15 protein-coding genes, 1 tRNA gene and 1 pseudogene are annotated in these 20707 nt (G+C 38.9%); 15 read left to right on the forward strand and 2 right to left on the reverse strand.

The window, feature by feature from the left end; genetic code table 11:
* From H5183_RS19600 to H5183_RS19655, 12 genes and pseudogenes are all read left to right on the forward strand, one after another.
* A pseudogene (locus H5183_RS19600) lies at positions 1 to 317 on the forward strand (hypothetical protein); the annotation flags it as partial.
* Positions 310 to 534 carry a hypothetical protein gene (locus H5183_RS19605; protein WP_182732492.1) on the forward strand — a complete coding sequence of 75 codons (225 nt, stop codon included), beginning with the start codon at positions 310 to 312 and terminating at the stop codon, positions 532 to 534. The pseudogene H5183_RS19600 and the gene H5183_RS19605, both read left to right, overlap by 8 nt.
* Positions 535 to 1333: 799 nt before the next feature.
* Positions 1334 to 1418: transfer RNA gene (locus H5183_RS19610), tRNA-Leu, on the forward strand.
* Positions 1419 to 1615: 197 nt separating this feature from the next.
* Complete coding sequence (locus H5183_RS19615) at positions 1616 to 3526, forward strand: acyltransferase family protein (RefSeq protein WP_182732493.1); 1911 nt, start codon at positions 1616 to 1618, stop codon at positions 3524 to 3526.
* Between the two features lie 512 nt (positions 3527 to 4038).
* Positions 4039 to 5247: a PoNe immunity protein domain-containing protein gene (locus H5183_RS19620; protein ID WP_182732494.1), complete on the forward strand. Its 1209-nt coding sequence runs from the start codon at positions 4039 to 4041 to the stop codon at positions 5245 to 5247.
* Positions 5248 to 5441: 194 nt separating this feature from the next.
* Positions 5442 to 5705 carry a CBU_0592 family membrane protein gene (locus H5183_RS19625; RefSeq protein ID WP_145236163.1) on the forward strand — a complete coding sequence of 88 codons (264 nt, stop codon included), beginning with the start codon at positions 5442 to 5444 and terminating at the stop codon, positions 5703 to 5705.
* Positions 5706 to 5823: 118 nt separating this feature from the next.
* A complete protein-coding gene (locus H5183_RS19630) occupies positions 5824 to 7800 on the forward strand; it encodes a TonB-dependent receptor (protein ID WP_182732495.1) in 1977 nt (658 codons plus the stop codon).
* Positions 7801 to 7836: 36 nt separating this feature from the next.
* The gene (locus H5183_RS19635; RefSeq protein WP_145236157.1) at positions 7837 to 9573 is read left to right on the forward strand and encodes a cache domain-containing protein; all 1737 of its coding nucleotides are present in this window, start codon (positions 7837 to 7839) and stop codon (positions 9571 to 9573) included.
* On the forward strand, positions 9570 to 10937 hold the full coding sequence (locus H5183_RS19640) for a sigma-54 dependent transcriptional regulator (RefSeq protein ID WP_145236154.1): 1368 nt from the start codon (positions 9570 to 9572) through the stop codon (positions 10935 to 10937). Before H5183_RS19635 ends, H5183_RS19640 begins: the two co-directional genes overlap by 4 nt.
* A gap of 228 nt (positions 10938 to 11165) precedes the next feature.
* Positions 11166 to 12128 (forward strand): porin, encoded by a 963-nt coding sequence (locus tag H5183_RS19645; RefSeq protein ID WP_145236151.1) that lies wholly within the window; start codon positions 11166 to 11168, stop codon positions 12126 to 12128.
* Between the two features lie 11 nt (positions 12129 to 12139).
* Positions 12140 to 13615, forward strand: coding sequence for a DASS family sodium-coupled anion symporter (locus H5183_RS19650; RefSeq protein ID WP_145236148.1), 1476 nt, complete (start codon positions 12140 to 12142; stop codon positions 13613 to 13615).
* Positions 13616 to 13725: 110 nt separating this feature from the next.
* Complete coding sequence (locus tag H5183_RS19655; RefSeq protein ID WP_259397433.1) at positions 13726 to 15156, forward strand: coniferyl aldehyde dehydrogenase; 1431 nt, start codon at positions 13726 to 13728, stop codon at positions 15154 to 15156.
* A 40-nt stretch (positions 15157 to 15196) separates the two neighbouring features.
* Here H5183_RS19655 and H5183_RS19660 read toward each other — a convergent pair whose 3' ends face one another.
* On the reverse strand, positions 15197 to 15922 hold the full coding sequence (locus H5183_RS19660) for a tetratricopeptide repeat protein (protein ID WP_182732497.1): 726 nt from the start codon (positions 15920 to 15922) through the stop codon (positions 15197 to 15199).
* A 522-nt stretch (positions 15923 to 16444) separates the two neighbouring features.
* Here H5183_RS19660 and H5183_RS19665 point away from each other — a divergent pair.
* Positions 16445 to 17311 carry a DUF6279 family lipoprotein gene (locus tag H5183_RS19665; protein WP_182732498.1) on the forward strand — a complete coding sequence of 289 codons (867 nt, stop codon included), beginning with the start codon at positions 16445 to 16447 and terminating at the stop codon, positions 17309 to 17311.
* Between the two features lie 129 nt (positions 17312 to 17440).
* Complete coding sequence (locus H5183_RS19670) at positions 17441 to 18478, forward strand: GGDEF domain-containing protein (protein ID WP_182732499.1); 1038 nt, start codon at positions 17441 to 17443, stop codon at positions 18476 to 18478.
* Here the strand turns inward: H5183_RS19670 and H5183_RS19675 are convergent.
* A complete protein-coding gene (locus H5183_RS19675; RefSeq protein ID WP_182718707.1) occupies positions 18475 to 19419 on the reverse strand; it encodes a LysR family transcriptional regulator in 945 nt (314 codons plus the stop codon). The two genes, H5183_RS19670 and H5183_RS19675, sit on opposite strands and share 4 nt — an antisense overlap.
* Positions 19420 to 19537: 118 nt before the next feature.
* Here H5183_RS19675 and H5183_RS19680 point away from each other — a divergent pair, with 118 nt between their 5' ends.
* Positions 19538 to 20704 (forward strand): efflux RND transporter periplasmic adaptor subunit, encoded by a 1167-nt coding sequence (locus H5183_RS19680; protein ID WP_182732500.1) that lies wholly within the window; start codon positions 19538 to 19540, stop codon positions 20702 to 20704.
* Positions 20705 to 20707: the final 3 nt, after the last annotated feature.

A 20707-nucleotide genomic window follows, 5' to 3' on the forward strand; every position in this document is an offset into this window, starting at 1 on the left:
TTTCTATAGTTTCTATAGTTTCTATAGTTTCTATATATTCGAGAATGGAATATATAGCTAAAATAAAGTCGCATGAGCAGAGAGTTGTAACAGGTGAAATTGAAAATTTAGTAGAAAAAGAAGGAGCAAGTCGAACGCAGCACTTTTCAGTTTCAGGAGTGTTTTTTAAGTATAATAACTATCAAACTGAGCCATATTTTTTTGCAAATCGGAGATATAACGATAAGGTTATTTTTGATGGAGGTTATGTTGAAAAGCATTATATCCATGATAACGACAAGAAATATATCACCAAGTTAGTTATAAAAAATGATTGATAATTTACAGCAAAGAGGTCACCCATTAGAAAGTTCCGGTCAAGCAGGCAGCTGTGTTTTCTTGATTTTTTATTCAAAAAACCAAGTGTTGTTATTTTTTAAACTCACTTTAAATATGACGATGCATCCAGTCATGGCGTTGATTGGTGTGAATATGCACTGTGGCTTGAATAAAGAACGCCATATAAATTTAGGCAGTTTAATTAAGCATCATTGATGATTAAGTAGGCCCTTGGCTTTCGCCTCAGTCATCGTTTAGTGCCAATGCCTGTACAGTTTTTGGCAGCGCATACGCACTGCGCAATAACAAATCTGTGGCTTATGTCTACACATAACCAACCCTTTGTGGCTTAGACAGTGAGCATACCCAACATTTAAATATGAGCGGTTAACGTAAAGGCTCAGTCAGATCTGATGGTTTTACCAACCCACTATTAACTCAACATGTTAACCTAATTCATTTCATAGTCGCTAAGAAAAAGCCTTGTGTTCATCAAGGAGGACATTATATTTAAGCACGTGGTAAAACGCTCTTTCGAGTTTATGTGAAACCGTTTTAATCGCAATAACTTGGTTTTTTTTAGCCAACTTGCGTTGATAATATTTTTGATTGTCGGGTTATACCTAATGGCAAAGTTAGGGGAGAGTTCGGTCTGGTCTTTCTTTTTGACCTTTATAGTAAAAGGCAAGATGCAAAACCTGACCTTGCTTGTTCCCTGTTTTTAATCAGTAGCGGTTACCATATTTTACAGTTTACTTTAATGGGCTTAATCTTTGGACTTTGGCCATAAGCTGTTAATCTATTCGCGTGTTTGTAGTAAAAGTAACAAAATAATGGCAAAACCGAATAAAAAAGGCCCTACTAAAACGGTCGATATTTTTTGTAGTCAATGTAAAGCTCCTCTATTCAAAATTGATTGTATCTATACTTTATGGGACATATTATCCTTTAATTCAGCTGTTTAATTGGTGAGTAATATCTTTTTAAATGTTGTATATAGTTGTATAGTTTTAATGCCAGTGTGGTGGAATTGGTAGACACGCTAGATTCAAAATCTGGTTTCTTCGGGATTGATGGTTCGAGTACGTCCACTGGTACCATTAAAACTTTTTAACTTGAACGAGCTTAAATCTGTAGAACACTACCATATTATGAAAAACCGCCTTTGATGGGCGGTTTTTTGCTTTCTTACATTTGAAAAATAATTATTGCCTAGCCTAGCCTAGCCTAGCTTTGCCTTGCCTTGCTATTAGTATAAAATGCCGCCCCTGTATTATAATTTGTTGAGTACTGTGTTTTGCAATTCAGAAAAGATATAAATGGACTTAGAGCTATTGCAGTTATAGCTGTTGTGCTATTTCACTTTAATGCCTCTTGGATGCCCGGCGGTTTTGCGGGGGTTGACGTGTTTTTTGTTATCTCTGGTTTTTTAATGACTGGAATAATATTCAGAGGAATAGAACAAGAAAACTTTTCTATTTTAAGGTTTTACGTTGCAAGAGCAAATAGGATCATTCCTGCGTTAGCTATGCTTTGCTTAGTCTTGCTTGTTTTCGGTTGGTTTTATCTTACACCATTTGATTACAAAACTCTGGGCAAACATATTGGCAGCAGTATGAGCTTTTTATCTAATGTTGTTTATTGGAGAGAGTCAGGGTATTTTGATGCGGCTTCACACGAAAAATGGCTATTGCATACTTGGTCATTATCCGCTGAATGGCAATTCTATATAATCTATCCATTAATGCTCGTTGCTATTCGAAAGTTTATGTCTGTTAAGGTGATGAAAGCAGCTGTTCTCTTTGGAACATTATTGGGCTTTGTTTTTTGTGTTATCGCTACCTATAAGTGGCCAGACTCTTCATATTATCTATTACCTACCAGAGCTTGGGAAATGATGATTGGTGGCGTTGCTTATCTTTTCCCTTTTACATTACAAGATAAAAGAAAAAAATTAGTAGAGTGGTTTGGTTTAACTCTAATTGTTTGTTCATATTTTTTTATATCAAAAGAAAACCCTTGGCCTGGATATCTTGCAATATTCCCTGTTTTGGGCTCGTTCCTCATTATCCAAGCACAACATAACGATAGCCTTATTACAAGTAATATAGTATTCCAGAAATTAGGCGCTTGGTCATACTCTATTTATCTATGGCACTGGCCTTTAGTTGTCGCAATTTACTATTTTTCGTTAAATGATAAGTTCATTTACATTGGTATTGCAGTATCAGTATTACTTGGTTATTTGAGTAATAAATATATTGAAAAAATTAGGTTTAGAAATGATTTTCGAGGCCTGCTTCAATATTGGAAATGCAAACCTATTTATCTTGTATTATTCATTGGTTTTTTAGGGAGTTATGTTTTTATATCAAAAGGAGTAGATAAAAGATTTAACCTAAATCTCGAACTTCAACAAATATCTAATCAATTGATAATGCCATTAAGAAGTAATGGATACTGCTTTTATTCCTTCAATGATGGTCAGGAAAATGTAGATCAGAAAATTGGCACCGATTGTTATTTGGGGGAGAAGTTAAACAAATCAGCTACATTATTATTTGGAGACTCTTTTGCTGGTCATTCGGAACCTTTCTTTGATGAGATATTTAAAGCTAATCATAAATCTTTCCAATCTATAACCACCAACTGGTGTATTGCATCTTTTACGGATAATTTTACTGGCCCAAAATCGCATCTTGCATATAAACAATGCTTAATTAATAGGGGGTACTTAAAAGTTAATATGCATAAATATAAAAACATAATATTTGCAGGTCAATGGAGTGCTTTATCTAAAAAGCAACTTGATGATTTTGAAATTGTAATAAAACAAGCGGCTAAGATGAAGATCAATGTATTTATTATAGCAGCACCACATAGTTACACGCAAAACCCGTTGAACTTTTTTTACAGGAGTGTTTATTTTAAACATCCTTTTGATATTAATAAAATAATTAGTAATGATGTATTTATGGCGAAGGCTAACTTGTATTTAAAAGAGTTTTCTAGTAATTATACTAATATTCACTTTATAAGTAGAGAGTTGCTTTATAATAAAGAAAACACCTTCGAAATTAATAATCTTACTTTACCATACAGCCTTGATGGCGGACATATATCAATTCTTGGTTCAAAATATTCGGCAAAGCACTTTATGAATAAAGATGAATATAGTGCAATTATGAAACTCTTCGATCTTGAATGATTTCAATTTAAAATATGCTGTGGTGTTTATTGATTTAATAAAAATCTAGAGTGTCAGGAAGATCTTAAATTATTTATTTAAGCTTAAGGTCTTCCATTTTAAATTATAATATTCTTTTTTATCATAGTTATAGCTTTTTATAAAATGGTATTTTGATAGTGTCGCTTCAATCAGTTGCGAAATAGCAAGTTGTTATGATGGTGTTGATAAAGCTCTTCCGTATGAATTAGTTACTAATTTTTCTAAGGATAACTTTGGATTAGATTACCTCAGAGATTTAGACATTCAACTTAAGAATAAGTTTTTGTGATTAACCTAACGTATTTACATAAACACTTTAAAAAAATAGTAATCCTCCGAAAAACAATAAAAGCCAACTATATCCTGTGTTGGCTAGAACAACTGAAAATGGAACAATTACTTATTCAAAAATTGTTCATGTTAGTGGTGGCAGACCACGAATAGCTCGTGGTAAGGCTGCCAGAGTGACTCAAATTAATGGTGGCTAATGTATGCGGGATTACCCAAATCGTGAAGGAAAATTAAAACAATTCTATGCGAATAGAATGAGCATGTTAGCGTATGATAAAAGTGTTATTGAATCGAAAATGCTTGGATCGCAACAGCTTGAATATGAACAATTGAAAAGAATATCAAATAGTTTAATAAACCGTGGGATAGAATTATCAATCTGTCAGTTTTCACTCGGTCATAGTATTGACACAATAAGAGAAACAGTAGAGCGGACTATCACTTACTATCTTAAAACAGACAATGAGTGGAGTAGCTATCCACATAGTGTATATACCTTAGTCAAACTTATTTCATTGGCTATTTTGGTCGATGTTAGTGATAAAGCGTGGGCATTATTGGCTGAAAAATGGCAAGTTAGCGGCAGTAATGGCCATATATTGGCAAAATTGTTGAGTTATCGTTCAAACAATGTACAGCTAGGCCAAGATGTGCGCGTTAATAATTTATTCGGTCAACTTTTGGCTATCTCAAATATTAGTGACGATTGTGAATTTTTAGAAGAACTTAAAAAGTATTCTAAAAAATGGTACATCCGTTATAAAGGCTTACATTGGTACAATAGCCACAATGATGATTATCATATAGGTTATTTTGGGTACTGGGCAGTAGAAGCCGCTGCTGTCGCAAAAATGCGTGGTATAAGCCTAAAAAACACTCATTTTGGTAAATATTTTCCTTATGGTTTTTTTGACCTACCAGAACAGTTACCGAAAGAAAAGGGCATTAAAAAAGAGCTTCAACAAAAAGAGCAGGCATTAAATACAGTCACTTACCCTGGCTTAACTCGACTAACTCTATCGCTTAATGATGCTTGGCTAAATGAGAGTGAACAACGCTTATCATTAATCACCCATGATGAAGGTTTGGAGTGTGCCGGTACAGTGTATCTAAGTGACGAAAATACTTTAGACTCATTTGCGTCAGGTAGGTATGAAGCATTAATAAAACATATGCCATGGTATAAACGGGTTGGAGTTGAAAATGAACGAAACCTCCCTATTGGCATTGTTAAAGAACAATTGATGCAAGGCGTTTGGAAGGGCGAAACTGAAGTCACTTCTTACTTGGTATACGCTTTAAAATTTGATAAATATTTCATGGGTTTAACGTTTACCTTTATGGAAAAAGATAAAACACACTGCTTACCTATAATAGAGCGTTTGCTAGAGTCGATTCGTTATGAATAGCACAATTATTTGAATTAAAGTTCAAGAGTCTCTGATAAATATGGGGTTATTCAGTTCAAATACGGACATTTATCCTGTGCGCTTTTGGCGAGGCTGCTAAACTTACCCGGTTTGCTGTTTCAATGATTGAAAACAACCCTCCCCATGGAATGGGCCAGTTTGTTGGGTATGATTAAAAAGGATAGGGGACACCCGTGATTGCACTTTTATTTGATATTGTTGGTATGACAGGTACGTTTTTAGTGGTTGGCGCGTTTTTTATGCTACAACTGGGTAAAGCCACGCCAACAGGGCTTTTATATAACATGATGAATTTATCTGGCGCTATTTTGTTGCTTATAAGTCTTTGTTATAACTTTAATTTAGCAAGTTTTGTGATTGAAATATTTTGGATCGCAGCCTCATTAATTGGTTTATATAAATACCTAAAAGCTAAGCAGATTTCAGCTGTAGCCTAAATTTATAAATTAATAGAGAAAAACTCTCACGCCGTCGCGTATTTGTATTAATATTGTAAATAGCACGTTACTTATGATGTGCTAACTCCAATGAAAAATATAGGTGTAAAGCGGCGTAATGATTTTGAAGCAAACAGCATGTCTTTTTTTGTGTGTTTATACAACTCCCTTATTGGCGAGCGAGGCTGAGGATTTATTTGCGCTTAGCTTTGAGGATTTACTTGACGTTCATGTCGATATTGCCTCAAAAACCTTAGAAACTCTCGCTTCAGCACCTTCAACCATCACAGTTTTTAATCGCCAAAAAATAGCCTCGCTTGGGGTGAATAATGCGTTTGAATTGATGAATTTTGTTCCTGGTATGCAATCTACTCGTGGTGATTGGGTAGGCGCTGTACCAAAAGATCACGCAAGAGGTGTTTACCTTGATAGCGGCAATATCTTAGTGATGATCAATGGTGAACGTTTAAATGAGTCATCATTTGGCAAAGCGTCAGTTTATATCCCTTATATACCTATAGAAATTATTGATAAAGTTGAGTTCATACGTGGCCCTGGGTCTGCTTTATATGGCAGTAATGCATTCTTAGGGGTGATGAATATAGTGACTAAAAGCCAAAATAATGAAATGTCGCTGGCTGTGGGAAATGTAGGTCAAACCGGCGCTGCATTCTCGGTTAGTCATCAAGTTAATCAGCAAACACATCTATTTGCTAATGGCGCGTATAACCAGAAAAGTGGTAAGCGTTATCCACAAGGGGTAAACGATCCACTGCAATCAGTTTACTTTGAAGCGGGTGTCGATATCAATAAACTGGCTTTGAGAGCGCGTTATAATCAGGTTGAACTGAATGAGTTTTTAAACCTTGGTGGTTATTCTGACAGTAATCAACATCGTAGTGAGAATACTTTCCTATCTGTAGGTTATGATTGGCTTGAAACTGATACACGTACTTTGGCTACAAAAATAGCGTATGCACATCATCAAATACAAAGTGCTGGATTAATCGCACCTGCAGTAGCCTTACCCAATGCCAGTTATGATTTTTTTATTGGTCCTGATTGGCATACGACGGATTTAACAGTCAGTGTAGAGGCCAGTCAGCAATTTAATAATGGTTGGTCAATTAATTCAGGCTTGCAATATAGCCACGCAGAGCAACATAAAGCGGACTTACGTGTTAATTATTTTGATATTAACAGCGGTGAAATTATTGTTGAAGATCCGTTTTATCAAGGGGGGATTGTTACAATCAGTAATTATGCGCCATTTCAGAGTTTGCAATCTACCTTTGAAACCCGAAGTATTTATGGGCAAATCAAAGTGCCTTTTGCTGAGCAATTGACCTTATTTTTAGGGGCACGTTATGATGATGTTAAAGCGATAGACAGTAAATTATCGCCTCGCATTTCCGCAATCTACTCACCAACTCGCGCGCATACTTTTAAATTACAATACGGTGAATCGTTTCGCACTCCTGTGACGAATGAATTGTATTCAGATGATGATGTGACTAAGGGCAATCCAAACTTAAAGTCTGAATATGTTAAAACCACAGAGCTTGTTTGGCGCTACGAGGGACAAGATTGGCATATTAATTCGGTGCTTTTTTATAATCAACTTGTTGATTTTATTAATCTAGTGCCAAATTCAGCTGCCAATAATCAGTTTACCTTTGAAAATCAATTAGATGACATTAATCGTGGTGTTGAATTAGATAGCATGATCCACATTACTAGTGATTTATCAGTGGAAGCGACCTACAGCGAGTATTTTGATACGCCAATTAAGCCAACGTTTAAGCGCTTTGCTAGTGTGATTGCTAATTATCATCATCAGCAATGGGTGCTGAGCCTCAATAGTGTTTGGCGCGATGCTGTCAGTGGCCCGACAATGACAAGCGACTTTACTCAACCGGCTTACTTTTTGCTCGGCGGGGCTGTGAGTTGGCAATTTTCTGCACGCAGTGAAATTAGTTTTAAAGCCCATAATCTCTTAGATAAGCACTACCGTGTGTACGATCCAAGAGTCACAGATGGTGCTGTTGCTGGTGTCGGCAGTGAATACTCGTTACACTATCAAATCAAATTTTAAGTTTTAGGGACGCTCAGGTGTGCCCTTTGGTTGAACATGCTGCGTTTTCCCCGAAAAATATTAATCGCTGTTGCCATTTTAATCAGTGTATTGTTGCTTAGTTTTCTATTTGGCCGACACTATGATTTAAGTCAAGCAAAGCAGCAAGCTGAACTCCAAGTGGGTCAATTGCGTAATTATCTTGATACCGAACTCTCTCGTTTTGCAACTATTCCTCATTTAGTTACTGATAACCAGTTACTCACTGCATTTCTCAGTGATACTGATCAGCCCGTGCAGCCTATTAATAATTACTTGGCTGATATCCAACAAGCCAGTGGTGCATCAGACGTCTATGTACTTAATCGTGAAGGGGATGTTATTGCATCGAGCAATTGGCAACTTGATTACAGTTATATCGGTAATAACTTTGCATTTCGTCCGTATTTTTCTCAGGCATTGGCGGGTAACAAAATTGCCTATTTTGCTCTTGGTTTACGATCTAAAGAGCGTGGCATTTATTTTTCTGAACCGATTTATCGCGATGGCCAAGTAATAGGTGTGGTCACCTTAAAAGTGAATGTATCTAAGTTTGAAACTGATCGACAATTACTGAATGCGTCCCACGCTAGCCATTTTTATTTAAGCTTAGACGATAATATTATTGCTATGTCCGATAGCCCATCATGGCGACTCAATTCGTTGCATAGCCTCACAGCAGCAGACTATCAACACTTTACGACAAGCCGACGCTACCTAGAGTATGTACCAAAAGTTATCACTGCTGAGCACATTACTAGCCAAGGGATGCCCCTGTTATACGTTAATGATGCGAATAAACGCAGTAAATATGTGCCTGCAAGTGCGCCGATTGAGCGACTTAATGCAAAAATAACTGTGCTTGTTGATATATCGTCGGTGAATATTAATCAACTAGGACGATTGTTTTGGTTGAGTGTGATTTATGCTGGGGGGTTAATGCTTTTTTACAGTTTAATGGCACGTTTTGCCGGCTATAAAAAATTACTTTTTTCTCGTCATAGCCTTGAGCAAGAAGTTATAGAGCGCACCCATGCACTCGAAAAAGCACAAACAGCGCTGGTGCAAACAGCCAAATTGGCCACCATAGGTCAACTTAGTGCTGGTATCAATCATGAGATTAACCAACCCTTGAGTGCTATGAGTACGTATTTGGTTAGTGCTAAGCGCTTGATTGCCAAAGGTGATATTGCAAAGGCCGCTGAAAATATTGTTATTGTGCAATCGCTGATCGAACGAGTACATAAAATTGTTGGACAATTAAAGCACTTTAGCAAACCAGCACAAACACAGTTAAGGGAGCAAAGCTTAAGCCAGCTACTTAAAAATGCCATGGTGATCGCCTCCGCGCAATTAAAGCAGGATGATGTCAACGTTAACGCCGCTGATATTGCTGACACTGTAAAAGTATGGGTTGATGGCATTAAATTTGAGCAAGTATTAGTGAATGTGATCACCAATGCCAGCCAAGCAATGGCTGACAGCACAGTGCGAGAGCTGAGTTTTGAGATAGAGCAGTTTGACGACCGCGTTAAGCTGTCTATTTTGGATACTGGGCCTGGTATCGAGTTACATGCGCTTGGGACTATTTTTGAGCCTTTTTATAGCACTAAATCAACTAATGGCCTTGGCTTAGGGCTATCTATTTCTAAGCAAATTATTAATTCATTTAATGGCTGTTTAAGTGCGCATAATCGCCCTGGCGGTGGTGCTCAATTCATTATTACCTTAGCAAGTACTAAAGGAGCGTTATGAATACGTTAGCAACTGATTGTAAACAGGTCATTGTTATTGATGACGAAGCGATGATCCGCGATTCACTTGACCAATTGCTGACACTCGAAGGCTATCAAGTACAGTGTTTTAGCGATCCAATGAGTGCTTTATCAAAACTTAATCGTCGTTTTAACGGGGTGGTGCTCAGTGATATTAATATGCCGAAAATGGATGGACTGGCTTTTTTAGAACAAGTTCAAGCATTTGATAGCGAATTACCGGTGATCTTTCTGACTGGATTTGCTGATGTATCAGTGGCTGTTAAAGCAATGCAATTAGGGGCTTACGACTTATTTGAAAAACCTCTCACTGAGCAGTTATTAGATTGCATTGCCAGAGCGTGCGATAAGCGTGCCTTGGTAATGGAAAACCGTGCTTTAAAATTAGCGGTAGAAAAAACGTCAGCCCCAGGTGTGCGGATCTTAGGGGAAACCGTGCAAATGCAGCAAATGATGCATCTGCTCAATGCGGTGATCGACACTCCCGCAGATGTGATGATTGAAGGTGAAACTGGCACCGGTAAAGAGTTAGTTGCACGCTTTTTACACGATCAAAGCAGTCGTTCAAACTGTAATTTTGTGGCAATTAACTGTGGTGCCATACCAGAGCAACTGATTGAAAGTGAACTATTTGGTGCGGCCAGTGGCGCGTTTACAGGGGCAACACACAGTCGCCAAGGTAAGTTTGAGTTTGCTCAAGGTGGTACGGTGTTTTTAGATGAGATAGAAAGCACACCGGCATCATTACAAGTAAAGTTACTTCGCGTTTTAGAAGAGCGAAAAGTGACCCCCGTCGGCGCTAATACCGCGGTTGACTTAGACATACGTATCGTTGCGGCAACCAAAGTTGATTTATTATCCTTGGTCGAAAAAGGGGACTTCAGAGCTGACTTATATTATCGACTCAATTTAGTGAGGGTAAGTATTCCGGCATTGCGTGATAGGAAAGCTGATATTCCTTTATTATTCAAACATTTTAGCTCTATTGCCGCGACTCGTTTTCATAAACCTCCGGCTCCTCTAAGTAGCGATATATTACAGCGTTTACTTAGTTACCAGTGGCCAGGTAATGTCAGAGAGCTTAGAAACCAAGCTGAACGAGCGGTGCTGCTGGGTGCTGAATTAGCGTTCGCCAATACCGAAAATAATAATGGCAGTGAGTTATCGCCCGATCTGAGTTTGGCGGAAAAAGTGTGCTTTTATGAGCAATCTTTAATCGAAGAAGCCCTTGAGCGCCACCAAGGTAGTATTAAAGAAACTATGAATACCTTACAGATTGCTCGTAAAACCTTGTATGACAAAATGAGTAAATATGGCCTCAATCGTGACATGTTTATTGATTAACCAGAGCTGTGCTTAAGTGATTTACCTGCTCAGCTTAATTTGATGGGTGGAAACAGTGACACAGACGCTTTGATAGTGTGTGGGATCCCGCACACTTTATTGTAAGTATAATTTAATTTTAAATTTAACTATCTGAATATATTAAACTTTACTTTTTTATAAGCAGTTGGCAGTAAACTTGCCTTTATTAGCGGGAACAACAAATGATCCTAACAATAAGGGCACACAATGATAATAATAGACAAAAAGCTAACCCCTGTTTTTGTAGCAACGAGTTTTGCAGCAGCTTGCTTTGGACAAAGTGTTCATGCTGCAGAGTATGACATTTATGGTAAAGCAGAAGTACAAATTGCTAATACTGACAACGGTGTAATGCGCTATGCTAAAAAAGGAACGCAAATCGATGCGCCTTTTTCACGCATTGGTGTGAAAGGGCAACATGTACTCACTGACTCGTTAAAAGCGGTATTTAAATACGAAGTGCAAGTAAAGGGCTTTGAGCACGATGATACCGATGAGCCATTTAGTGCCCGTAATACATATTTAGGTTTAGCGGGAAATTTTGGTGAAGTTGTAGTTGGTCGAAACGATACACGCTTTAAGTATTCAGAAGGTAAAGTTGATAACTTCAATGAAACTCAAGCCGATATTGCTCAATTACTACCGGGTCAAGATCGCCTTGGTGATACCATAACGTATAGTTCAAAATCATATGCGGGTGCTCAGCTATCACTTACCTATGCTTTGAAGGATGACAGTGCCAATAATGAAGCCGGTTATGCCGCTACGTTAATTTATGGTGACCGTGGTTTAAAAAATAAAAATTATTATGTGGCGATCAGCCATATTGATTCACTCAATAATATCAACGCCAGTCGCATCGTTGGCGCGTGGCAAAAAAATGATTTACAACTAGGTGCTATTTACCAGCACAGTGAGTCAGTAGATGGTACTAAATCAGGAAACGGCTATGTGTTGAGTGCCAGTTATACCATTGACAAATGGCAGCCAAAACTACAATTTGCCAGTGATGACTCAACTATTCGCCAAAGTACTAAGGGCAGCCAGTGGACTGCAGGTGTGGATTATTTATTTGATAAACAAACTACCGCGTACTTATTCTATACTGACTTAGATTTGCAACAGCAAACGGATAGTAGCTTAGCCCTTGGCTTAAAGTATAAATTTTAAAGGGGTTGAATATGAGCACACAAACTTTAGACGATAAACCTGAAAAAAATCCAATGATACAGATCTTGCTGCTGTTATTGGGCCCTGCGGTCATGTTACTTACGTGTTTGATCGATCCTCCTGCTGGCATGAGTACCGCTGCTCTTCGTACTTCAGGATTAGCATTTTGGATGGCATCATGGTGGGTGAGTGAAGTAGTTCCTATCCCAGCTACGGCGCTATTGCCGTTGGTATTTTCTCCGTTGGCTGACATTGCTGCGATAAAAAGTGTCGCTGCACCGTATGCGCACCCCTTAATATTTTTGTTTTTAGGTGGCTTTTTAATTTCCATTGCGATGGAACGTTGGGGCTTACACAAGCGCATTGCTTTACGTACTATGCTCTACGCGGGCTCAAAACCGAGTTTGCAGATATTAGCGATGATGTTAGTAACGGCATTCTTATCAATGTGGATGTCAAATACTGCAACAGCAGTGATGATGTTACCTATTGCTATGTCTATCACCCATTTAGTGCAAAAATCTAATCCAAATAATAATGGTTTTGGTAAAGCACTGTTACTTTCTATTGCTTATGGTGCCAGCATTGGCGGCATTGCAACATTAATTGGTACGCCACCGAATGCATTGATGGCCGCTTATTTATCAGATAGTTATAAAATTGAAATTGGTTTTGCGCAATGGATGATGGTGGGTGTGCCATTGTCACTGACTATGTTGATCATCTGTTGGTTGTGGCTGACCAAGTTTGCTTACAAAGTTGATAAAACGGATGAAAAATCTAAAAAAGTCGACACCAAGTCACTATTTAGCTCGCAGTTAAAAGGTCTTGGCACCATGCAACGCGCTGAGAAAGGGGTGTTATGTGTGTTTTTATTTGCAGCTGTGTGCTGGATATTTAGACCTCTGATCGCTGATTTTTCTGGTTTAAAAATATCGGATACCGGTATTGCCATTGCCGCAGCATTATTATTATTTGTTTTGCCTGCTAATAAAGGCAGTGATGAACGTATTCTTGACTGGCAAAGTGCGGCAGGAGTTCCTTGGGGAGTGTTATTGTTGTTTGGTGGTGGCTTAACCCTAGCGGCACAAATAAAGTCATCAGGTTTGGCTGAATACATAGCTCATATGATTGAAGGCGTCAGCGCCATTCCATTAGTATTGAGTGTATTAGCAATTGCAACCTTAATCACTTTCTTAACTGAGATCACCAGTAATACAGCAACCGCAGCTGGATTTTTACCACTACTTGGCCCTGTCGCTGAGTCAGTCACAGGTTCGCCATTGGTCTGGGTTATTCCTGCGGCTATAGCCTGTAGTTGTGCGTTTATGATGCCTGTAGCGACCCCGCCTAATGCCATTGTGTTTGGTTCTGGGCAAATTCAAATGCGGGATATGATCAAAGCCGGCTTTGCATTAAATATTGTTGCAATTGCGCTGATCACATTTGTCACTATGACCCTTGCTGCATCGGTATTTAATTTTTAAGTAATTCAAAGTTACCCAACCGGAGCGCTATTCGTTTGTTGATAGCGCTCTATATTGCCCCTGCTAAGAAACAAAGTTATAGTGGTTAAATCTTTATTTTGTTTATGAGTATGCTTTTGTCTGACACTGGCACTGTATGTAACCCTGAGCTAAAAGCGCAATTTGATGAAATGCAGCTGCATTTTGATGCCCAGCCATATTTAGCATTATCACAGCGGATCCGTTTATTAAAATCTTTAAAACGTGAACTGTTGGCATTAGAGGCTGAATTGGTAGCTGCAAGCTCGAAAGACTTTGGCTTTCGCACTGCTTTTGATACGATTTTGGGTGATATACTGCCTACGGTCAAAACGATCAGCCACACCATCAAGCATTTACCTAAATGGGCAAAAAATTCACCACGAAAAGCGGGTTTGAGCCTAGCGCCATCAAAAGTTGCTGTGAGCTATCAACCCAAAGGAGTGGTGGGAATAATTTCTCCATGGAATTACCCAATTCAATTATCAATCGTGCCGGTGATAACCGCAATTGCCGCAGGTAATCGGGTATTATTAAAGGTCAGTGAATTTACTCCGCACACCAATCAAGTAATCAAAAAACTATTTATCGGCGAGCTTAGCGAACATTGCGCAGTGATCGAAGGTGAAGCGCAATTAAGTCAACAGTTTAGCTATTTGCCATTCGCACACTTATTTTTTACCGGCTCTACAGCTGTAGGGCGCCATGTTATGGCCGCTGCGAGTAAAAACCTTACCCCAGTAACTCTTGAGTTAGGTGGCAAATCGCCCGTTATCATTACCGCGCAAGCGGATATAGATAAGGCGGCTAAAGCTATTTTATTTGGTAAAATGACCAATGCAGGGCAAATTTGTGTTGCCCCCGATTATGTTTTAGTGCCGGAAAACTTACAGCATCAGTTAGTCAGAAGTCTCTGTAGCTTATATAAAAAACATTATAACTTAGGTGTCGAGGGTAAAAATTTAACCTCGGTTATTAATCACCACCATTTTCAGCGTTTAACCGATTTATTGGCAGATGCACAGCAACAGGGCGCACAGATAATTAAGCCGTTAGATGAAAACCAAAGCGACGAACATAAGCATCGTCTTGGTTTGCACATTGTGACTGATGTGAATGACAATATGAAGTTGATGCAAGAAGAACTGTTTGGACCAATTCTTGCGATTGTCAGTTATCAAGCTTTACCTCAGGCGATTGCATACATAAATCAACGTCCTCAGCCGTTAGCTTTGTACATAATGGGGCAAGATAAACAAATCAATGAAGGTATTCAACAGCAAACACAAAGTGGTACCTTCGCAATAAATGACACCTTAATGCAGGTGACTGCTGATGATGCGCCATTTGGTGGCTTAGGTCCTTCTGGGATGGGAAACTATCACGGTATAGAAGGCTTTTTAACCTTTAGCCATGCACGTAACACATTGAAAACGGGTGGTTTTAATCCTAAATTAGGATTGTTGTTGGCGCAAAATAAGATATTGATTAAAATACTTAAATGGTTGTACTTGCGGCCATAAATTGGCGTTAAGTACAATCCAATAGCGTTTTAACTGGCAGTTAAAACATCCGATCTTCGCCCGCATACAGCCCAGCTTGGATTTTTTCATACAATGCATCAGCTTTTTCTTTGGCTTCTGCAATTTGCGCAGGCATTAGCTTGCGCTCATCTAGCTTGCGACTGTGACTGGCATCTAAATTACCATTATACTCAGCAACAGTGTTCCAGATGTATGATTTTTCGATGTTTTTTTCGACTCCATGGCCTTCGAAATACATCAGCGCCATATTAAACTGTGCTAGCGTATAATTATTACCAGCGGCTTTTTCATACCATTTAATAGCTTCTTTATAATCTTGCCCAACGCCATCGCCGTTGGCGTACATCACACCCAAGTTAAACTGAGCAGCAGGTAAGTTTTTTGCCGCGGCTTGCTTAAAGAGTGAAACTGACATTTGTTTATCAAGTTTAACGCCTTTACCTTCTTGGTAAAGTACAGCTAATGCAAACATTGAGTCGACGTGGTTCTTTTTAACGCCTTGCTGGTAAAGTTCAGCAGCTTTGTGATAGTCGCGCGTTACGCCGTGGCCACCTTCATATAGCTGCCCTAGCTCGTAAATTCCTGGTGCAAAGCCTTTTTCTGCAAGGTAGTTAAACTCTCTAAGTGCATCTTCAAATTGACCTTCATTGGCTGCGCGGATCCCTTCTTCAAGTCCCGCATGAGCAACACCACAGATGCTAAGTGCACCGACCATCAACAATATCTTAAACTTCGGCTGCCACATGACAATACCTCCAATTAGCGTGTTACTGTTTAATTTTAGTCCCAACAACCACAATTGCCCAGCTTCGCACTATAAATGATAAAACTTAGACATAAGATACAGATATTACAGAAAATTTAAAGGAATAAAAAAAGCCCCTGATGGGGCTTTTTGGGTCATATCAACCGTCACCGATATGAACAATGTAGCAAGTGAGTGTGAATATTACTTGGGTCGAGTAAGTAATATGCTCGAAGCGTCACCATCTTCATCAACAACTTTGTACTAAAGGGGCGCAGCATCCTTACTGGTCGATCTTCCCTAGGGCACTGAGGTCGGTACGTTCAATTCTTACAAGAAGCGCAAACGTGTCGTGTTGGGCTGCTTGGTGTTGATGCGATCGATTATTACTTGTATTTGAATGTGCGTCAATAGCTAAATGATAATTATTTCCATTTGTTCGGTTTTATTTTAATCCCCTCATTTACATAATGCGCTAAGTTGATTAACGTAGTGCTATAAAGAACCGTAAGAAAAATAAAAATGTCTATAAAAAACATGTGCTTGAATTATAAATCCGCAGTAGTTGGTGTGTTTCTATTAGCTCTGACTGGATGCTCAGCTACATTTACCTACAATAATATAGGCTGGTTATCGGCGTTTTGGATTGATGACTACGTTGATTTATCGAAGCAGCAAAGCAAACAAGCTAAAGACTTAATTAAGAAAAGTCGGGATTGGCATCGTAAGACGCAATTACCTTTGTATCGACAGGATCTGTTGGCATTACAAAAGCTACTTGATGAAGACCCTTCAGAGCAAGCATTATTAACGTATTTTCAAGGCTTTAAAACACATTGGCAATCGTTAGTTATGTATGTAAGAGACGATCTTATTGAACTTGCTATTGGTTTATCCACGGAGCAAAGAGAAGAATTTGTTGCTGCCATTGCAGAGGATATAACAACAGAAAGTGACGAGTATAATGAACAAACCCCAACACAGCGTGAGCAAGATCGCCTTGAACGTCAGTTAGATACTTATAAACAGTGGCTTGGTAAACTGAGTGAACAACAAGTGTCTTTGATCACCCAAGCGAACAGCGAATTTCAAGCAACATTTTTATTAAGGCAAGCTTACAAGCAAACTCGGCTGGATAAACTCAAACAGGTATTTTTTGATAGCCAACTTAGCCGCGATCAATTTATTAGCCAATTATCAGCTGTCATTACTGAGCGAGAGGTGTTTATGAGTGACCAATTAATTCGCTTAGATGCTGAAAATTCAAAGCGCTATGCGCGTTTACTTGTGAGTTTAAGAGCCACGTTGACAGCAAAACAGCGCCAACATGCTAATGCTGAGTTCTCCGATATGTTAGAAGATATAGAACAATTAATTAATGATGAATAGGCTGTTAGTTACTAAGATCTTAATTTTAAAAATTTTTTATAAAAATGAATATATCAAAAACAAATAGAGCTTGTACTCTTTCAATTAACCGTTAGACTGACTTTTTTTCGTTCGAATTAAAGTTAATCAATGGATATCGCAGCCTTAGATAGCGCTCAAGTATTACGTGAAAATTTACTGAAATGGATTTGTTTCTGTTTCGGAATTTTAGCGAGTGTTTTTACCTATTTTAATCTTTTTATTAATGACTTTTACTCATTAGGGATTTTAGAAGGGGTGTTTGCTATTTATTGTTTTTATACTTTTAACTATGCTCGGACACGAAAATTTCAGACTTGGCAGCCGTTATTATTGTGCCTTTGTATTATGCTATTAGTAACCTTGGGAACTTACCTAGCTGCGATGAAGAGCGGTTTGTTCATTTGGACCTTTACCTTACCCGTATTATTTTATTTATTATTAGGATGTAAACGCGGCTATTATCTATCGCTATTATTGGTGTGTATACAAACCGCTGTGTTTACTAGTAAAACCTCTTTAGCACCATTTTTAGACCTTAACCTGTACCTAAATATGAGCTTTAGCTATTTGAGCATTTGGGTCATTGCACATACTTTTGAAGCGAGTCGAGCACAATTTGCAGAACGATTAGAAAACCTTGCCTTGTTAGATCCGCTGACAAACACCGGCAACCGTTTAGCAATGAACCATTACTTTGAAGTTGAGCTGGTAGACAAAATTAATTTATTTATTATGGTGCTAGATCTCGATTACTTTAAAAAAGTAAATGATGAATTTGGTCATGATGTGGGCGATCAAGTTCTGGTCGAAATTGCCACTATATTAAGAGAAACACTTAACAAGGGGCGAGTTTTTCGTACTGGTGGCGAAGAGTTTGTGCTGTTCATTCCTGATTCGAATCAACAGGAGTCTTATCAAATTGCTGAAAATATCAGAGTCGGTTTGCAAAGTACGGCTATCAATGTTGGTGAGCGTGAAATAAGTTTAACAGCAAGTATCGGTTTAGCTGCTTATCGTGATGGCGATAGCCTAAAACAAGCGATTAAAGCAGCAGATGAGCAACTTTATTATGCAAAAAAACATGGTCGAAATAACGTTTATTCTGACTCGCAGCAATACTCAGCAAAACTAGAACAGGTTTCTTAACCTTGATACATGTGCTCGAAACCGGGAATGTTACTTTCCCAAAGTGGTGTTTCTTTACCTAAGTGATCACGTATCGCATCAAAAAATAACCGTGTTCTTACAGGTAAATCACGGTGTGGATATACCGCGTACATCGCACTGTATTCTTGTAATTTGATGTCTGTTAATAAGGGCACTAAACGTCCTTGTTTTATTTCATCATTAATAATAAATGCTGGCGCGAGCACATAGGTTGTTCCAGAAAGCGTTTTATCGAGCAGTACCTCGGCATCATTGGCTCTAAACACACTCTTAATTTTTTGCTCTTGCGGTAGACCATATTGATCTACATAACGAATACCCTCAACGCGCAACGAAGTGCTGGAATAACTGGCTGCGGGTAAATCAATTAAGTCCTCTATTTTACTTGGCAATCCATACGTTTGAATAAACTCAGGTGCGGCTAATATTAGTAATCTATTGCGCGCAATTTTACGTGCGATCAGTGATGAGTCTTTTGGCTCACCGACCCGAAAAGCAAGATCAAAGCCTTCAGATACCAGATCAACTAACTTATCATCGAGTCTTAGTTCAACTTCTACTTGCGGGAAGCGTTTTTGAAAATCATTAATCACAGGTTGTAGATAACGCCTGCCGATAATAGTTGATGAAGTGATTTTTAATACACCGCGTGGCTCTTGGTGATAATTCTCGGCTAAACGTACAGTTTCACCTAGTAGTTGCCTCAACTCACTGGCCTTTTTAATCATTTCGGCCCCTGCAGCTGTCAGTGAAAATGAGCGGGTGGTGCGGTTCAGTAAACGTACTCCTAAATCATCTTCGAGACGACTTATTTGTTTTGAGATCACTGAACGATCAATATTACGGGTTTCTGCTGCTTTAGCGAATGAGCCTCGCTCAACGACTTCTAACAACATCAATAAGCGACTTGTGGTATCCATTAATTACTCACCAATATTTAATTGATGCCATATTGGCATTAATGAATTTAAAAATCTATGGTTTTTGTCCACAACAATGTTCCGTAACATAGAAAAATACACTAAATGGAGCGTCGTCATGAACAAACACTTAATAGCTATTGCAGTTTTAGGGGCATCACTTGCCCTCACCGGTTGTGCAGAAGAGCCTGCTCAACAGAGCAATCAACCATATCTTCAACCAATAGATGTTGCCTCGGTGATCATTAAGCCAGTGCAAAACTGGCACACCTACACTACGCGTTTAGAAGCGCCGGAAGAAGTATCACTTATGCCACGTGTTGCCGGAGTTATTGAGCATATTGCGTTTAATGAGGGCGACGAGGTTAAACAGGGTGACTTACTGTTTAAACTTGACGCTCGCCCATATGCTGCGGTTGTAGCAAGTTTAGAGGCACAAGTAGTCAGTGCTGAAGCCGCTTTATCGCAAGCGCAAAGTGAAGCTAAAAGAGCGGTGCGATTAACCGAGCGAAAAGCGATTTCAACAGAGCAAGCGGAATCACGTACCTCAACGTTACGCCAACGTGAAGCACAACTTGCTGCCTTAAAAGCCCAGCTAATTGCAGCTAATTTAGATTTAGAATTTACAGATATACGTTCACCCATTGATGGTGTGATCTCGCGTGCAAATATTACCAAAGGTAATAATGTGCTTGCAGGGCAAAGTGTACTGACTTCAATCGTATCAAATCAAACTATGTATGCTTACTTTGATGTTGATGAACGTACTTGGAATAGTTCATTTGATGAAGTAACCGCCGCTGCTCATCAGCAAGTAGTCATGCAAAAAGTGGGTCAAAATGGCTTTGCACACACCGGTTATATCGACTTTATTGATAATCAAATCAATGCAGCAACAGGTACTTTGCGAGTCCGTGCACGATTTGATGAAAATACCGCCTTACGCGCCGGTTCATTTGCACGTATTAAGTTAGCGGCCAATGACGTTACAGAGCAAGTTATTGTGCCTGATAGAGCAATTGGCACCGATTTGAAAAATCGCTTTGTGCTCACTGTAGGTGAAGGCAATATTCTTGAATATAAACTGGTTACAACCGGTGAGCGTTATGGCAGTTTTCGCGCTGTTACCTCTGGCTTAAAAGCTGGCGATGTGATTGCGGTTAATGGTCCTGCGCGTGTTGGACCTGGCATGCCGATTTCACCTAATACAGTGACCTTAGACACCACCGGTGTTGCTTTTACGTTATCGCCAACGGCGCAGCACACACTTATGGCTAAGAAGTAGGAC

Origin of the sequence: Pseudoalteromonas sp. SR44-8, assembly GCF_014163635.1 — a bacterium.
Classification (GTDB): Bacteria; Pseudomonadota; Gammaproteobacteria; order Enterobacterales; family Alteromonadaceae; genus Pseudoalteromonas; species Pseudoalteromonas rhizosphaerae.

Bases quoted from the DNA above. Each gene is read 5' to 3' on its own strand.
- H5183_RS19605 (WP_182732492.1), top strand. From the start codon at position 310: ATGATTGATAATTTACAGCAAAGAGGTCACCCATTAGAAAGTTCCGGT.
- H5183_RS19620 (WP_182732494.1), top strand. From the start codon at position 4,039: ATGCGGGATTACCCAAATCGTGAAGGAAAATTAAAACAATTCTATGCG.
- H5183_RS19630 (WP_182732495.1), top strand. From the start codon at position 5,824: ATGATTTTGAAGCAAACAGCATGTCTTTTTTTGTGTGTTTATACAACT.
- H5183_RS19635 (WP_145236157.1), top strand. From the start codon at position 7,837: ATGCTGCGTTTTCCCCGAAAAATATTAATCGCTGTTGCCATTTTAATC.
- H5183_RS19640 (WP_145236154.1), top strand. From the start codon at position 9,570: ATGAATACGTTAGCAACTGATTGTAAACAGGTCATTGTTATTGATGAC.
- H5183_RS19645 (WP_145236151.1), top strand. From the start codon at position 11,166: ATGATAATAATAGACAAAAAGCTAACCCCTGTTTTTGTAGCAACGAGT.
- H5183_RS19650 (WP_145236148.1), top strand. From the start codon at position 12,140: ATGAGCACACAAACTTTAGACGATAAACCTGAAAAAAATCCAATGATA.
- H5183_RS19655 (WP_259397433.1), top strand. From the start codon at position 13,726: ATGCTTTTGTCTGACACTGGCACTGTATGTAACCCTGAGCTAAAAGCG.
- H5183_RS19660 (WP_182732497.1), bottom strand. From the start codon at position 15,922: ATGTGGCAGCCGAAGTTTAAGATATTGTTGATGGTCGGTGCACTTAGC.
- H5183_RS19665 (WP_182732498.1), top strand. From the start codon at position 16,445: ATGTCTATAAAAAACATGTGCTTGAATTATAAATCCGCAGTAGTTGGT.
- H5183_RS19670 (WP_182732499.1), top strand. From the start codon at position 17,441: ATGGATATCGCAGCCTTAGATAGCGCTCAAGTATTACGTGAAAATTTA.
- H5183_RS19675 (WP_182718707.1), bottom strand. From the start codon at position 19,419: ATGGATACCACAAGTCGCTTATTGATGTTGTTAGAAGTCGTTGAGCGA.
- H5183_RS19680 (WP_182732500.1), top strand. From the start codon at position 19,538: ATGAACAAACACTTAATAGCTATTGCAGTTTTAGGGGCATCACTTGCC.